At 63.9% G+C, this 14,721-nt stretch carries 12 protein-coding genes; 7 read left to right on the forward strand and 5 right to left on the reverse strand.

The features are described 5' to 3' along the window. The first annotated feature begins 8 nt into the window (after positions 1-8). From BLS26_RS13500 to BLS26_RS13520, 5 genes are read left to right on the forward strand one after another with little or no spacing between them, the layout of a single operon-like run. On the forward strand, positions 9-761 hold the full coding sequence (locus BLS26_RS13500) for a CpaD family pilus assembly protein (protein ID WP_092511785.1): 753 nt from the start codon (positions 9-11) through the stop codon (positions 759-761). Continuing rightward, positions 758-2,023, forward strand: coding sequence for an AAA family ATPase (locus tag BLS26_RS13505; protein WP_092511787.1), 1,266 nt, complete (start codon positions 758-760; stop codon positions 2,021-2,023). Before BLS26_RS13500 ends, BLS26_RS13505 begins: the two co-directional genes overlap by 4 nt. Positions 2,024-2,045: 22 nt before the next feature. Beyond that, positions 2,046-3,512, forward strand: coding sequence for a CpaF family protein (locus BLS26_RS13510; protein WP_092511789.1), 1,467 nt, complete (start codon positions 2,046-2,048; stop codon positions 3,510-3,512). Between the two features lie 10 nt (positions 3,513-3,522). After that, positions 3,523-4,500 carry a type II secretion system F family protein gene (locus BLS26_RS13515; protein ID WP_092511791.1) on the forward strand — a complete coding sequence of 326 codons (978 nt, stop codon included), beginning with the start codon at positions 3,523-3,525 and terminating at the stop codon, positions 4,498-4,500. A gap of 10 nt (positions 4,501-4,510) precedes the next feature. After that, the gene (locus tag BLS26_RS13520; RefSeq protein ID WP_092511793.1) at positions 4,511-5,485 is read left to right on the forward strand and encodes a type II secretion system F family protein; all 975 of its coding nucleotides are present in this window, start codon (positions 4,511-4,513) and stop codon (positions 5,483-5,485) included. 258 nt (positions 5,486-5,743) lie between these two features. On the opposite strand, the gene BLS26_RS13525 is transcribed toward BLS26_RS13520, so the two are convergent. Further along, positions 5,744-6,556: a tetratricopeptide repeat protein gene (locus BLS26_RS13525; RefSeq protein ID WP_092511795.1), complete on the reverse strand. Its 813-nt coding sequence runs from the start codon at positions 6,554-6,556 to the stop codon at positions 5,744-5,746. 134 nt (positions 6,557-6,690) lie between these two features. Here BLS26_RS13525 and BLS26_RS13530 point away from each other — a divergent pair, with 134 nt between their 5' ends. Continuing rightward, entirely contained in the window at positions 6,691-8,073 is a 1,383-nt protein-coding gene (locus tag BLS26_RS13530; protein WP_092511797.1) for a M17 family metallopeptidase, read from the forward strand. After that, positions 8,066-8,908: an NlpC/P60 family protein gene (locus BLS26_RS13535; RefSeq protein WP_092511799.1), complete on the forward strand. Its 843-nt coding sequence runs from the start codon at positions 8,066-8,068 to the stop codon at positions 8,906-8,908. Before BLS26_RS13530 ends, BLS26_RS13535 begins: the two co-directional genes overlap by 8 nt. On the opposite strand, the gene BLS26_RS13540 is transcribed toward BLS26_RS13535, so the two are convergent. The 4 genes from BLS26_RS13540 to BLS26_RS13555 are packed head-to-tail and all read right to left on the reverse strand — an operon-like array spanning position 8,905 to position 14,716. Beyond that, the gene (locus BLS26_RS13540) at positions 8,905-10,530 is read right to left on the reverse strand and encodes an ABC transporter ATP-binding protein (RefSeq protein ID WP_092511801.1); all 1,626 of its coding nucleotides are present in this window, start codon (positions 10,528-10,530) and stop codon (positions 8,905-8,907) included. The genes BLS26_RS13535 and BLS26_RS13540 overlap by 4 nt on opposite strands. An 11-nt stretch (positions 10,531-10,541) precedes the next feature. Beyond that, the gene (locus BLS26_RS13545) at positions 10,542-11,720 is read right to left on the reverse strand and encodes an ABC transporter permease (RefSeq protein ID WP_092511803.1); all 1,179 of its coding nucleotides are present in this window, start codon (positions 11,718-11,720) and stop codon (positions 10,542-10,544) included. Continuing rightward, positions 11,720-12,829 carry a microcin C ABC transporter permease YejB gene (locus BLS26_RS13550; RefSeq protein WP_092511805.1) on the reverse strand — a complete coding sequence of 370 codons (1,110 nt, stop codon included), beginning with the start codon at positions 12,827-12,829 and terminating at the stop codon, positions 11,720-11,722. Before BLS26_RS13550 ends, BLS26_RS13545 begins: the two co-directional genes overlap by 1 nt. Positions 12,830-12,832: 3 nt before the next feature. Continuing rightward, positions 12,833-14,716, reverse strand: a complete 1,884-nt coding sequence (locus BLS26_RS13555) for an extracellular solute-binding protein (RefSeq protein WP_092511807.1) — start codon at positions 14,714-14,716, stop codon at positions 12,833-12,835. Positions 14,717-14,721 lie beyond the last annotated feature (5 nt).

A 14,721-nucleotide genomic window follows, 5' to 3' on the forward strand; every position in this document is an offset into this window, starting at 1 on the left:
GCGGGACGATGACACGAGATCAGACATCCAGAGCACCCGCCGATCGCAAGCGCGCGCTGCTCCTTGCGGGCGCGCTGATTGGCGTTTCCGTGGCGCTCGGCGCCTGCCAGCACACGTCCGACGTCGCGACGACGGCGAGCGTGCCCGACGACTATCGGCTGCGCCATCCGATCGCGGTCCAGGAAGCCGATCGTTCGATCGTCGTGTTCGTCGGCCGCGGCCGCGGCGGCATTTCCGCCGCCCAGCGCGCCGATGTAGTGGGACTGGCCCAGCTCTGGCTTGCCGAAGGCACTGGCGCCATCAGCATCGATATGCCTGTCGATACCCCGAACGCGCGCGCCGCCCAGGATTCGCTGCGGGAGATCCAGGCGACCTTCGCCGCCGCCGGCGTGCCGCCGCGGGCCATCAACGTTCGCCAGTACCATCCGGAAGATCCCCGGCACATGGCGGCGATCCGGCTGAATTATCCGAAGATCTCGGCGGTGGCGGGTCCCTGCGGCCTGTGGCCCGAAGACCTCGGACCTTCGATCGACAACAAGGGCTATTACGACAACAAGCCCTATTACAATTTCGGCTGCGCCTATCAGCGCAACATGGCGGCGATGGTCGACAATCCGTCCGATCTGGTCCAGCCGCGGCCGGAGACGCCGGCCTACTGGCCGCGGCGTAACGCGGCCTTCGAGAAGTACAAACGTGGCAACACCACCACGACCACCTATCCCGAGGCCGACAAGGCCAAACTCAGCGACACCGGCAAATGATCAGTTACGCGCGCCAGAACCCAGACCAGCAGTCGGAGGCTTCGCCGCCGGCGGAAGATCATATTGCGCCGTCGCCGCGGGTATCGGTGCAGGCCTTCTGCGAGACGGTTGAAACCGCGGCTGCGGTGCAGGCGGCGGGCGAAGACCGCCGTCTCGGCAAGGCGCATCTCAAGATCCAGATGGGCGGCATGGCCGCCGCCATCGAGGCCTATCGTTCGGCGCCGACCCCGAACGTCATCATCCTGGAGACCGAAGGCCGTCACGACATCCTGCTCGGTCTCGACCAGCTCGCCACCGTATGCGACGCCGGCACCCGCGTGATCGTGATCGGCAAGATCAACGACGTCACGCTGTATCGCGAACTGGTGCGCCGCGGCGTCAGCGACTACGCGATCGCACCGGTCACCGCGATCGACGTCGTGCGCTCGGTCTGCAATCTGTTTTCGGCGCCGGAAGCCAAGGCGGTCGGACGCATCATCGCCGTCGTCGGCGCCAAAGGCGGCGTCGGCGCTTCCACCGTCGCCCACAACGTCGCCTGGGCGATCGCGCGCGATCTGGCGCTGGATTCGGTGGTCGCCGATCTCGATCTCGCCTTCGGCACCGCCGGCCTCGACTACAACCAGGACCCGGCGCAGGGCATCGCGGACGCGGTATTCTCCCCCGACCGGGTCGATACCGCCTTCATCGACCGCCTGCTGTCGAAATGCACCGACCATCTCAGCCTGCTGGCGGCGCCGGCGACGCTCGACCGGGTCTACGATTTCGGCGCCGACGCCTTCGATTCGATCTTCGATACGCTGCGCACCACGATGCCCTGCATCGTGCTCGACGTTCCGCATCAGTGGACCGGATGGACCAAGCGCGCGCTGATCGCGGCCGACGACATCCTGATCGTAGCAGCCCCCGATCTCGCCAACCTGCGCAACACCAAGAACATCGTCGACCTCTTGAAGGCACAACGGCCGAACGACCGTGCGCCGCTGTATTGTCTCAACCAGGTCGGCATCCCCAAGCGCCCGGAGATTCCGGCCAGCGAGTTCGCCAAGGCAATCGAGAGCCAGCCGATCGCGACGATCCCGTTCGAGCCGCAGATGTTCGGATCGGCCGCCAATAACGGCCAGATGATCGCGGAAATCTCCGCCACTCATCGCACCACCGAGATGTTCCTGCAGATAGCGCAGCGGCTCACCGGCCGCGGCGAGACCAAGAAGCCCAAGGGTTCATTCCTTGCACCTTTGATCGAGAAGTTGCGGGCCAAGTAAGCCACCCGCATGGAGTACCAAAGTGTTCGGTAAGCGTAGCGGAAATGATAGCGACACGCGGGCGCCGAAGCCCGCTTTTCAGGCGCCGGAACCGGTTTCCGGCGCTGCAGCCGTTCCGCGTGAGGTCGCAGCTCCGACCGTCTCTTCACCGCCGATCGCGCCCGCAAAGGCGCCGCCCGCGCCCTCCGCGGAAGCGCGGCGATCCGACAATTACTACCAGGTCAAGGCGACGATCTTCGGCGCCCTGATCGAGGCGATCGACCTCGCCCAGCTCGCCAAGCTCGACGGCGAGTCCGCGCGCGAGGAAATCCGCGACATCGTCAACGAAATCATCGCGATCAAGAACATCGTGATGTCGATCGCCGAGCAGGAAGAACTGCTCGACGACATCTGCAACGACGTGCTCGGCTACGGTCCGCTGGAGCCGCTGCTGTCGCGCGACGACATCGCCGACATCATGGTCAACGGCGCCGGCACGGTGTTCATCGAAGTCGCCGGCAAGATCCAGAAGACCGGCATCCGGTTCCGCGACAACCAGCAGCTTCTCAACATCTGCCAGCGCATCGTCAGCCAGGTCGGCCGGCGCGTCGACGAATCCTCGCCGATCTGCGACGCCCGTCTCGCCGACGGCTCCCGCGTCAACGCCATCGTTCCGCCGCTGGCGATCGACGGCCCCGCGCTCACCATTCGTAAGTTCAAGAAGGACAAGCTGACGCTCGATCAGCTGGTCAAGTTCGGCGCGATCTCGCCGGAAGGCGCCGAGATCCTGCAGATCATCGGTCGCGTCCGCTGCAACGTGCTGATCTCGGGCGGTACCGGTTCCGGCAAGACCACGCTGCTGAACTGCCTGACCCAGTTCATCGAACACGACGAACGCGTCATCACCTGCGAAGACGCCGCCGAACTGCAATTGCAGCAGCCCCATGTGGTGCGGCTGGAAACCCGCCCGCCCAACATCGAGGGCGAAGGCCAGGTCACGATGCGCGAACTGGTGCGCAACTGCCTGCGTATGCGCCCTGAACGCATCATCGTCGGCGAAGTCCGCGGACCCGAGGCATTCGACCTGCTGCAGGCCATGAACACCGGCCATGACGGCTCGATGGGCACGCTGCACGCCAACAACCCTCGCGAAGCGATGTCACGCTGCGAATCGATGATCACCATGGGCGGCTTCTCGCTGCCCTCGCGCACCATTCGCGAGATGATCTGCGCCTCGATCGACGTCATCGTGCAGGCCGCGCGCCTGCGCGACGGCTCGCGCCGCATCACCCACATCACCGAGGTGATGGGCATGGAAGGCGACACCATCATCACCCAGGATCTGTTCGTGTATGAGCTGATCGGCGAAGACGCCAACGGCAAGATCATCGGACGACATCGCTCGACCGGCATCGGACGCCCGCGCTTCTGGGAACGTGCGCGGTATTACGGCGAGGAGAAGCGGCTTGCGGCAGCCCTCGACGCCGCCGAAGTCGCCGAGAACAAGTAAGGAGCGGGTGATGAACATGCAGGTGCTCGCACTGGCCTTTCTCGGCTTCACCGCTGTCGGCGGACTGGCCTGGGTCTTCGTCTATCCGTTGCTGTCCGGAGAGAAAAAGGCCGAATCTCGCCGTGCCTCGATCGCACGGTCCGAACCCGCCGCCGCACGCCAGGCCGACAAGAGCCAACGTTCGCGCCGCGAGCAGGTCGAGGGGTCGCTGAAGGATCTCGAGGCGCGCCGCCAGAAGGAAAAGCGCGTGCCGCTGAGCGTCCGGCTCACCCAGGCCGGTCTCGGCTGGACGACGCAGAAATTCTGGATCATGTCCGGCGCCTGCGCCGCAGTCTTCTTCGTCGTGGCGTTCACGGTCGGCGGCGGACTGTTGGGCGGCCTCGGCATGGCGTTCGCCGCTGGCTTCGGCCTGCCGCGCTGGACGCTGGGCTACCTCAAGACCCGCCGCGAGAAGGCGTTTCTGAAGGCGCTGCCCGACGCCGTCGACGTCATCGTGCGCGGCATCAAGGCCGGTCTGCCGCTGTTTGATTCGATCAAGGTGGTCGCCGCCGACGCGCCGGAACCGCTGAAGAGCGAGTTCCTCGCCATCATCGAAACCCAGACCATCGGCATGCCGCTGGGCGACGCCTGCGCGCGGCTGTTCGAGCGGATGCCGGTGCCGGAGGCGAACTTCTTCGGCATCGTGATCGCGATCCAGCAGAAATCCGGCGGCAACCTGTCGGAAGCGCTTGGCAACCTCTCCAAGGTGCTGCGCGACCGCAAGAAGATGGCGGAAAAGATCCAGGCTATGTCGATGGAAGCCAAGGCTTCCGCGGCCATCATCGGCTCGTTGCCGCCGATCGTGATGCTGCTGGTCTGGATTTCGACGCCCGACTACATCTCGCTGCTTTGGACCGAGCGGGTCGGCCAGTTCATGCTGGTATGTTGCGTCGGCTGGATGACCTGCGGCGTGCTTGTGATGAAGAAAATGATCAACTTCGACTTCTGACGGTGCAGTTATGATTCAATTTATGATCGACAAGCTTCACGACGCGCGGTTCATGACCATGTTGCTCGCGGCCATTGCCGCGGGCGCCACGGCCTATACCCTGATCATGCCGCTGTTTGCCGGCGAAGGCCTCGCCAAGCGGATGAAGGCCGTCGCCAGCGAGCGCGAACGGCTCCGCCAGCGCGAGCGTGAGCGGCTCAACAAGTCGGAAAAGGTGTCGCTGCGGCAGACCCCGAAGCAGCTGGTTTCCAAGGTGGTGGAAGACTTCAACCTCGGCAAGTGGCTGGCGCAGGAAGCCGCGCGCGACAAGCTGATCATGGCCGGCTATCGCGGTCACGCTCCCTACGTCACCTTCCTGTTCGCCCGCGCGGTGACGCCGATCGTGCTGTTTCTCGGCGCGGTGATCTACATCTTCGTGATCACGAACCTGGACAAGTCGATGCCGGTCAAGATCGGCATCTGCCTCGCCGCCGCCTATGCCGGACTGCAGGCGCCGATGCTGTTCCTGAAAAACGCGATCAGCAAGCGCCAGCTCTCGATCAAGCGCGCCTTCCCGGACGCGCTCGACCTGCTGCTGATCTGCATCGAGTCCGGCATGTCGGTCGAAGTTGCGTTCCGCAAGGTCTCGACCGAAATCGTCACGCAGTCGGTGGCGCTGTCGGAAGAGTTTGCCCTGACCACCGCCGAACTGTCCTATCTGCAGGACCGCAAGGTGGCGTATGAGAATCTCGCCAAGCGCACCGGCCTCGAAGGCGTCAAGTCAGTCTGCCTGTCGTTGATGCAGTCGGAACGCTACGGCACGCCGCTCGGCCAGAGCCTGCGGGTGATGGCGCAGGAAAACCGTGACATGCGGATGAACGAGGCCGAGAAGAAGGCCGCAGCATTGCCGCCGAAGCTCACCGTGCCGATGATCCTGTTCTTCCTGCCCTGCCTGTTCATCGTCATTCTCGGGCCGACCTACATCAAGATCCAGGCGATGCCGTGAGGCTGCCGGCGCGGCAGACGCCGCGCCGGTCGAGCCTGCAGAATTGTCGTCGCCCGGCTTGCCGCCTCCGTTAAAGCTCCGGCGAGCCAACAGAAGCAAGTCTTGGCGTGGCCGGGACCGGGCGATCCGCGCCCTTCGATTCGTGCACTGAGTCTCTGGAATACTGGATCACCCGCTTTCGCGGGTGATGACAGCTGCGGGTTGGTGACGACGGTCGGCCGCGGCGCGGAACGACGGCGACTTGCTACGACTGGACGTTCAGTCCTGTTTGTCGAGCGCGACCACGGGCGGTTTTCGTCCGCCGCGCGGGTCCTTCTGGCTCAGCATCTCGCGAAGATAGGCCACGTTCGCCGTCGCCTCGTCGGCCGGCAGGTCGCCCTTGGCGATGGTCTCGGCTTCCGCGAAACGGCCCTGCAAGCCAACCACCAAAGCGAGGTTCTGGCGCACCCGGCCGTCAGCGCGCGGATTGCCATAGGCGCGCCGCAGCGTTTCCTCGGCCTGCGGCAATTCCCGCGTCAGCATGTAGGAGAGGCCGAGATTGGACAGGACGGACGGTTCCTCCGGCACGATCTTCAGCGCGGTGGCGTAGTAGCGGCGGGCTTCTTCGTGCTTGCCCATCTTGTCGAGCGTCGTGCCCTGCACCGAGAGAATACGCCAGTCGGGATTGGCGGGCGAGTGGGCGCGGCTGAGCACATCGAAGGCGGCCTGCGAATTGCCGTTGTCGGCCAACGCGCGGCCGTAGCCGGCGATCAGCGCCTTGTTACCGGGATTGGCGATGGTGGCCTGTTCGAGCACGGCGGCAGCCTGCGCGCGCTGCCCGGTGGCGCGAAGCGCCTGGCCATACGCCAGCGCCGCATCGGCGTCCTTGGGATTGGCGCGATAGCGCTCGCCGTAGACATCGACGGCTTGCCGCGGATCCTCGGGAACGGCGGCAGTCTTCGAAGACGTAATCGCGCCCGTCACATCGGACATGGTCTGGCAGCCGCCAAGGCTTGCGGCCAGGACCGCGCTTAACGCCGCGGATGCGAGAAGCCGGGCGAGATACCCGGCATGGCTGGACTGTCGACGCATGTCACTTCAACTCACGGGGTATCGGGCGAACGGAGCCGAACGCGACAGCAATAGACTGTTAACCCTAACGGCTGGTTAATTGGCCGTGCTATGAAGCCGCGGCACCCCTGCCCGCCCCGTTTGACGAGATCCGCATGCATTCCCCGTTCGAGACCACGCCCGCCACCCCGGCCATTCCGATCACCTTCGCCACCAAGACGACATGGGCCGCCATCTCGAAGGGCCTTTCCGAACCGGCCCGACAATTTGGTCTTGCCAACGACTTCACCGCCAAACCGGGAAAATGCCTGATCCTGCCCGCGCCCGACGGACAGATCGCGCAGGTCATTTTCGGCATCGAGGATGACAGCAGCAAATCCCGCGACCTGTTCCGGCCAGGCTCCCTGCCGGGCCTGCTGCCGCCGGGCCTCTATCGCTTCGCCAACGCGCCGCACGATGTGCGCCTTGCGACGCTTGCGTTCGCGCTCGGCAGCTACCGCTTCGGACGTTATCGCAAGGCTGAGCAGCCCGGCGTCCGGCTGGTACCGCCTGACGGCGTCGATGTCGCCGATATCATGCGGATGGCGGAAGCCGCATCGTTGGCGCGCGACCTGATCAACACGCCGTCGAACGACATGGGTCCGGAGGAACTGGCGCAGGCCGCCGAGGCACTGGCGAAACGTTACGACGCGAGTTTCAAGAGCATCGTCGGCGACGAACTGGTCGCGCAAAACTTTCCGCTGATCCATGCCGTAGGCCAGGCGTCGACCCGCGCGCCACGGCTGATCGATATCGGTTGGGGCGATACTTCTCACCCCAAGGTAACTCTGGTCGGCAAGGGCGTCTGTTTCGACACCGGCGGCCTCGACCTGAAACCGTCGAGCGGCATGCTGATCATGAAGAAGGACATGGGCGGTGCGGCCAATGTGCTGGCGCTGGCGCAGATGGTGATGGACGCGAAACTGAAAGTCCGGCTGCGGGTGCTGATCCCCGCGGTCGAAAACGCGGTCGCCGGCAACGCCTTCCGTCCGCTCGATATCTTCAAGTCGCGCAAGGGGCCGACGGTCGAGATCGGCAACACCGACGCCGAGGGCCGGCTGGTATTGGCCGACGCGCTGGCGCTGGCCGACGAGGAGAAGCCGGACCTGCTGGTCGATTTGGGTACGCTGACGGGCGCCGCACGGGTGGCACTGGGGCCGGATCTGCCGCCGTTCTACACCAACGACGAGGCGCTGGCCGGTGACGTCGCGGCCCATGCGAAAGGCGAGAACGATCCGCTGTGGCGGTTGCCGCTGTGGCCGGCTTACGATTCGTGGCTGGATTCGAAAGTCGCCGACATCAACAACGCGCCGTCAGGCGGCTTCGCCGGCTCGATCACCTGTGCGCTGTTCCTGCAGCGCTTCGTGTCGGACACCACGCGATGGCTGCATGTCGATATCTATGGCTGGACGCCATCCGCCAAACCGGCGCGCCCCGAGGGCGGCGAATGCCAGGCGGCGCGCGCCATCTACAAACTGTTGAGCCAGCGCTATGGATGATCCGCGCCTGACGCCGGCGCGGCCCGAGGTCGCCGCCAAATATCTCGAAGGCAAGGTCAGGGCCGCGCGCTTTGTCGAAGGTGAGGTATTCGAAGTCGTCGAGGCGATCGCGCCGCTGCGCTCAGGGCCTTTCGCCGATGCCGAACTGGCGACGCAGGCGCTGAAGGGCGAACGCGTCACGGTCTATGATCGCAACGGCGAAGGCTTTGCCTGGGGTCAACTGAACAGCGACGGCTATGTCGGCTGGATTCCGGATGCCGCGCTGGCAAAGCCGGCCGCCTCGCCGACGCACAAGGTGACGGCGTTGCGCACCTTCGCGTTTCCAGGACCCTCGATCAAGTTACCGCCGGTCGAGACGCTGTCGTTGGGCGCAAAGCTGACGGTGACCCGCGAAGACGCTGCCTTCGCCGTTACCCGCGACGGCTGGTATCTGCCGCACCGGCATCTCGGCGTTCTCGACGCGGTCGAAAACGATTTCGTCGCGGTCGCCGAACGATTTGTCGGCACGCCCTATCTGTGGGGCGGCAAGAGCAGCCTCGGCATCGATTGCTCCGGCCTGGTCCAGGTCTCGCTGAATGCCGCCGGCACCGGCTGCCCGCGCGACAGCGACATGCAGCAGGACGGCCTCGGCCGGGCGCTTGACTCGGCTCAAATGCACAGACCGCAACGCGGTGACCTGATCTTCTGGAAGGGCCACGTTGCGATCGTCCGCGACAGCGACACCATCGTGCACGCCAACGCACATCACATGGCGACGGTGGTCGAGAACACGCGCGAAGCCATCGCGCGTATCAGGGCCGCCGGCAGCGAGGTCACGGCGATCAAACGGCTCTAGACTCCGGCCGCGTCACCGGGAACAGCCTCGATCCGGAACGCCGCGGCGAACAGGGCGCGGGTGTAATCGCTCTTCGGATTCTTGAACAGTTCCGCCGCCGGGCCTTCCTCGACCACCTTGCCGAGACGCATCACGATCAGGTGGCTGGCGAGCGATGCCACCACGCGCAGGTCGTGCGAGATGAACATGTAGGTCAGGTCGCGCTTGCGCTGCAGCTCACGCAGCAGATCGACCATCTGGGCCTGGAAAAGCATGTCGAGCGCGCTGGTCGGCTCGTCCAGCACGACGAAATTCGGCTCCAGCACCACCGCGCGCGCGATCGAAATGCGCTGGCGCTGGCCGCCGGAAAATTCATGTGGATAGCGGAATCGCCATTCCGGGTTGAGCCCGACATCCGCAAGCGCCTTGATGACGCGCGTCTCGCGCTCCTCGTAGGACAGCGAAGGCTGATGCACACTCAAGCCCTCGGCGACAATATCGCCGACCGACATCCGTGGGCTGAGCGCGCCGAACGGATCCTGAAACACGATCTGCATGTCGCGACGGAACGGCAGCATCGCCTTGAAACGCAGGCCCTGGATGTTCTGGCCGAGAAACACGATCGGCCCGTCGGATGAAATCAGGCGCAGCAACGCAAGACCCAGCGTGGTCTTGCCGGAACCGGATTCGCCGACGACGCCGAGCGTCTCGCCCTTGCGTACCGCGAGACTGACGCCATCGACCGCCTTGATATGCCCGACGGTCGAGCGCAGCAGGCCGCGTTTGATCGGAAACCAGACTTTCAAATTGTCGGCCGACATCACGACCGGCGATTCCGGCCTCGGCGGCGCCGGATCGGGCTTCGGTTCGGCGGCCAGCAGCGCTTTGGTGTAGGCGTGCTTCGGCGCGGTAAAGACCTGCTCGACCGGCCCCTGCTCGACGATCTTGCCCGAATTCATCACGCAGACGACGTCGGCGATGCGGCGCACGATACCGAGATCGTGGGTGATGAACAGCAGGCTCATGCCGAGCCGCGCGCGAATTTCGGCGAGCAGCGCCAGGATCTGCGCCTGTACCGTCACATCAAGCGCGGTGGTCGGCTCGTCCGCAATCAGCAGGTCCGGTTCGTTGGCGAGCGCCATCGCGATCATCACGCGCTGGCGCTGGCCGCCCGACAACTGATGCGGATAGCTCTTCAACCGGGTTTCGGGATCGGCAATGCCGACCTGCGTCAGCAGTTCCAGCGTCCGCGCCCGCGCCATCGCGCCGCGGATGCCGTTGTGAAGAAACAGGATCTCGCCGATCTGCGCCTCGATGGTATGGAGCGGATTGAGCGAGGTCATCGGCTCCTGAAAGATGATCGAGATGTCGTTGCCGCGGATTTCGCGCACCTCGCTCTCGGACGCCGTGAGGAGATCGTGGCCCCTGAAGCGGATACTGCCGGAGGGATGCGAGGCGCTCGGATAGGGCAACAGTTTCAGGATCGACAGCGCGCTGACGGATTTTCCGGAGCCGGATTCGCCGACCAGCGCCACGCATTCGCCGCGCTTGATGGAAAACGAGACGTGGTCGACCGCAAGCGTATTGCCGAACGCCACCGAGAGGTCGCGAACGTCGAGCAAGGGCTGGTTGATGGCGTCCATGCGGTTATCCCTTACCGAAACGTCTTGCGCGGATCGAAGGCGTCGCGCGCGGCCTCGCCGATGAAGATCAACAGCGACAGCATGATCGCGACCGAGAAGAAGCCGGTGAAGCCGAGCCACGGCGCCTGCACATTTGCTTTTGCTTGGGACAGCAATTCGCCGAGCGACGGCGAGCCGGGCGGCAGGCCGAAGCCGAGGAAATCCAGCGCCGTCAGCGTCATCACCGAGGACGACACGATGAACGGCAGGAACGTCATGGTCGCCACCATCGCGTTCGGCAGCAGGTGGCGGAACATGATCTTGGCGTTGGAGACGCCGAGCGCGCGGGCCGCCTGGATATATTCGAAGTTTCGCCCGCGCAGGAATTCGGCGCGCACGAGGCCTACCAGCGACACCCAGGAGAACAGCAGGAGAATGCCGAGCAGGATGAAGAATCCCGGCGGTAGCACCGCCGATATGATCAAGAGCAGATAGAGCGAGGGAATCGCGTTCCAGATTTCGATGAAACGCTGAAAACCGAGATCGATCCAGCCGCCGAAATAACCCTGCACCCCGCCGGCGGCGATGCCGATGATCGAGGAGACGATGGTCAGCGTCAGGCCGAACAGCACCGAAATGCGGAATCCGTAGATCAGGCGCGCCACCACGTCGCGGCCCTGGTCGTCGGTGCCGAGCCAGTTATATTCGAGGTCGCGGCAGCCGGTGAGATGCTTCTTCTGCACCACTTCGCTGCACTGCTGCTCGGTCAGCATCCAGGTCGGCTTCGACGGCGCCGGCGTCGGCAGATCGAGGTTGTGGGTATCGTAGGAATAGCGGATCAGCGGCCAGAAGATGCTGCCGCCCTTGTCGGCGATCTGCTTCTGCAGATAGGGATCGCGATAATCCGCAGCGGTCTCGAAGTCGCCGCCGAAGGTGGTTTCGGAATAGCTGATAAAGGCCGGCCAGTAGAGATGGCCGTCATACTTGATCAGGAACGGGCGGTCGTTGGCGATCAGTTCGGCAAACAGCGAGACCACGAACAGCACGAGGAAGATCCAGAACGACCAGTAACCCCTGCGGTTGGCCTTGAAATTCTGCCAGCGGCGGCGGTTGAGCGGCGACGGCGCGAACCGGCTGCGCGTCATAGGCACCGCCTCGCCGAGCGGCGCTTGCGTCGTGGTTTCGATCGGCTGGGGCGCAATGACCGTCATCAGACCTCACGCGCCTCGAAATCGATCCGCGGGTCGATCCACATGTAAGCGAGATCGGAGACCAGGTTGACCACGAGGCCAACCAGCGAAAAGATGAACAGCGTGCCGAATACCACCGGATAGTCGCGGTTCAGCACGCTTTCGAAGCCAAGCAGGCCGAGGCCGTCGAGCGAGAAGATGGTTTCGATCAAGAGCGAACCGGAGAAGAAGGCGTGGATGAACGCGCCGGGAAAGCCCGCGATCACGATCAGCATCGCGTTGCGAAAGACGTGATTGTACAGCACCTGCCATTCGCTGCAGCCCTTGGCGCGCGCCGTCATCACATATTGCTTGCGGATTTCGTCGAGGAACGAGTTCTTGGTCAGTAGCGTCATGGTGGCGAAGGCGCCCAGCGCCATCGAGATCAGCGGCAGCGTGACGTGCCAGAAATAGTCGATGATCTTCCAGTACCAGGGGAATTGCGCCCAGCCGTCCGAGGTCAGTCCGCGCAGCGGGAAGATGTTGAAGAACGAGCCGCCGGCGAACAGGATGATCAAGAGGATCGCGAACAGGAAGCCTGGAATGGCAAAGCCGACGATGATGATGGCGGAGGTCCAGGTATCGAACCGCGAGCCGTCCATCACGGCCTTGCGGATGCCGAGCGGTATGGAAATCAGATAGGTCAAGAGCGTCATCCAGATCCCGAGCGACATCGAGACCGGCAGCTTTTCCTTGATGAGCTGGATCACGTTGACGTCGCGAAAATAGCTCTTGCCGAAATCGAAGCGGGCAAAATTCCACAGCATCAGCGCGAAACGTTCCGGTGCCGGCTTGTCGAAGCCGAACTGCACTTCCAGCTTCTTGATGAAATCCGGATCGAGCCCCTGTGCGCCGCGGTATTTCGAACTGACGGCATCCGCGGCCGCGCCGACCTGCCCACGCGCGACCATGTCGCCGCCGGAAGATCCCGATATCCGCGAGGTGCCGCCGGTGTCGGCGCCGGAAAGCTGCGCCAGCACACGTTCCACTGGTCCGCCCGGCGCAAACTGTACGACAATGAACGACACCAGCAGGATACCCAGCAGGGTCGGAAACATCAGGAAGATGCGGCGTACGATATAGGCGGCCATGAATTACTTCGCCTGCTCGAGTTTCGCGGCCTTGGCGGCGTCATACCACCACAGGATACGTTCACCCACATTGGTCACGTAATTCTCGATCGGATAGCGCGGCAGTATCTTTGGATGATCGAACACATCCCAATAGGCCAGCGGATGATTGGCACGGTACCAATGCGGCACCCAATAGCGTCCGGCACGGAACACCCGGTCGAAGGCGCGGCAGGCCGTGGTAAGTTCAACCCGGGTATCGACCGCCAGAATCTTCTCGAGCAGCGCGTCGATGACGGGATCGGCTATGCCGGCCAGATTGAAGGAGCCTTTGGTTGCGGCAGCCTGTGAGGAGAAGGTCGGTCGAATCGAGTCTCCGGGCGTTGCGGAAATACTGAAGCGCTCCGTGGTGACATCGAAGTCGAAATCCTCGACACGGGCGCGGAATTGAACCGCATCGACCATTCGCAGCGTGGCCTCGATACCGAGCGTACCGAGATTCTTCAGGAAAGGGCCGTGGTGCGCCTGGAACGTCGGTTCGTCGAGCAGGAATTCGATTTTGAAGGCGTCGCCGTCCGGCAGCATCCGCTTGCCGTCCTTGATCTTGCAGCCGGCATCGTTGAGCAATTGCGTGGCCTTGCGCAGCAGCGTGCGGTCCTGCCCCGAACCATCCGACACCGGCGGCACGAAGGGTTCGCCGAACACCTCGTCCGGCACCTTGCCCCGGAACGGCTCGAGCAGTTTGAGCTCTTCCGGCGACGGCAAACCGGTCGCCACCATGTCCGAATTCTGGAACGGCGAAATCGTGCGCGCATAGGCGCCGTACATCACCGTCTTGTTGGTCCATTCGAAATCGAAGGCGCAGCCGATCGCTTCGCGAACCCGCGGATCCCTGAACTGCTTGCGGCGGGTGTTCATGAACCAGCCCTGCGCGCCGGCCGGGGATTCGTCGGGCAACACCTCGCGCTTGACACGGCCGTCCTTGACGGCGGGGAAGTCGTAGCGCGTTGACCAGATACGCGAGGTGAATTCCTCGCGGTACAGATAGTTCTTGCCGGTAAATCCTTCGAAGGCGACGTCGCGGTCGCGGTAGAACTCGAGACGTACGACCTCGAAATTGAAATGGCCGCGGCTGGAAGGAAGATCGGCGCCCCACCAGTCCTTGACCCGTTCGTACTCGATGTAGCGGTTGGCTTCGAACTTGCCGACCTTGTATGGCCCCGATCCCAGTGGGGTTTCGAGCGTGGTTTCGTCGAACGGCCGGGTCGCGTAATAAGCTTTCGAGAAGATCGGCAGCGTCGCGACATAGAGCGGCACGTCGCGGGCGCGCTTTTCCGCAAACGTCACCACCAGTGTCGCGTCGTCGAGCGCCTCGGCCTTCACCATGTCGCGCATCTGCAGCACGACCAGCGGATGGCCCTTCTCCTTCAATATCGTGAACGAAAATGCCGCATCATGTGCCGTCAGCTTCGTGCCGTCGTGGAAGCGGGCTTCGGGCCGCAAGGTGAAACGGTAGGTCAGCTTGTCCGGCGAAATCTGCACCGATTTCGCGACCTGACCGTACACCGCATCGGGCTCGTCGCCGGCCCGCGCCATCAGCGTCGCAAAGGTCAGCTCCATGCCGCACGCACCCTCGCCTTTCAGGATGAAGGCGTTGAGCGAGCTGAATGTAAAGAAAGACTGGTTGTACAGGCGCGACGTCGGGATCGTTGAAAACGCCCCGCCTTTCGGCGCCGCCGGGTTGGCATAGTCGAAATGGTGGAAGTCGGCCGGGTATTTCAGGTCGCCGAACACTGACAGCCCGTGTATTTCGGTACCGTCTTCGGCCGCAGCGGGCAGTCCGAATTGCGACGCAGTCAGCGCGCCGACGCCGAGCCCGAGAACGCGGCGGCGGGATAAAGCGGGCACGCAAG

The sequence above is a fragment of the Afipia sp. GAS231 genome (genome assembly GCF_900103365.1).
Lineage (GTDB): Bacteria > Pseudomonadota > Alphaproteobacteria > Rhizobiales > Xanthobacteraceae > Bradyrhizobium.

Excerpts from the sequence above, each read along its gene's own strand:
- BLS26_RS13505 (WP_092511787.1), top strand. The coding sequence starts at position 758 with ATGATCAGTTACGCGCGCCAGAACCCAGACCAGCAGTCGGAGGCTTCG.
- BLS26_RS13545 (WP_092511803.1), bottom strand. The coding sequence starts at position 11,720 with ATGACGGTCATTGCGCCCCAGCCGATCGAAACCACGACGCAAGCGCCG.
- BLS26_RS13500 (WP_092511785.1), top strand. The coding sequence starts at position 9 with ATGACACGAGATCAGACATCCAGAGCACCCGCCGATCGCAAGCGCGCG.
- BLS26_RS13550 (WP_092511805.1), bottom strand. The coding sequence starts at position 12,829 with ATGGCCGCCTATATCGTACGCCGCATCTTCCTGATGTTTCCGACCCTG.
- BLS26_RS13515 (WP_092511791.1), top strand. The coding sequence starts at position 3,523 with ATGAACATGCAGGTGCTCGCACTGGCCTTTCTCGGCTTCACCGCTGTC.
- BLS26_RS13535 (WP_092511799.1), top strand. The coding sequence starts at position 8,066 with ATGGATGATCCGCGCCTGACGCCGGCGCGGCCCGAGGTCGCCGCCAAA.
- BLS26_RS13520 (WP_092511793.1), top strand. The coding sequence starts at position 4,511 with ATGATTCAATTTATGATCGACAAGCTTCACGACGCGCGGTTCATGACC.
- BLS26_RS13525 (WP_092511795.1), bottom strand. The coding sequence starts at position 6,556 with ATGCGTCGACAGTCCAGCCATGCCGGGTATCTCGCCCGGCTTCTCGCA.
- BLS26_RS13530 (WP_092511797.1), top strand. The coding sequence starts at position 6,691 with ATGCATTCCCCGTTCGAGACCACGCCCGCCACCCCGGCCATTCCGATC.
- BLS26_RS13540 (WP_092511801.1), bottom strand. The coding sequence starts at position 10,530 with ATGGACGCCATCAACCAGCCCTTGCTCGACGTTCGCGACCTCTCGGTG.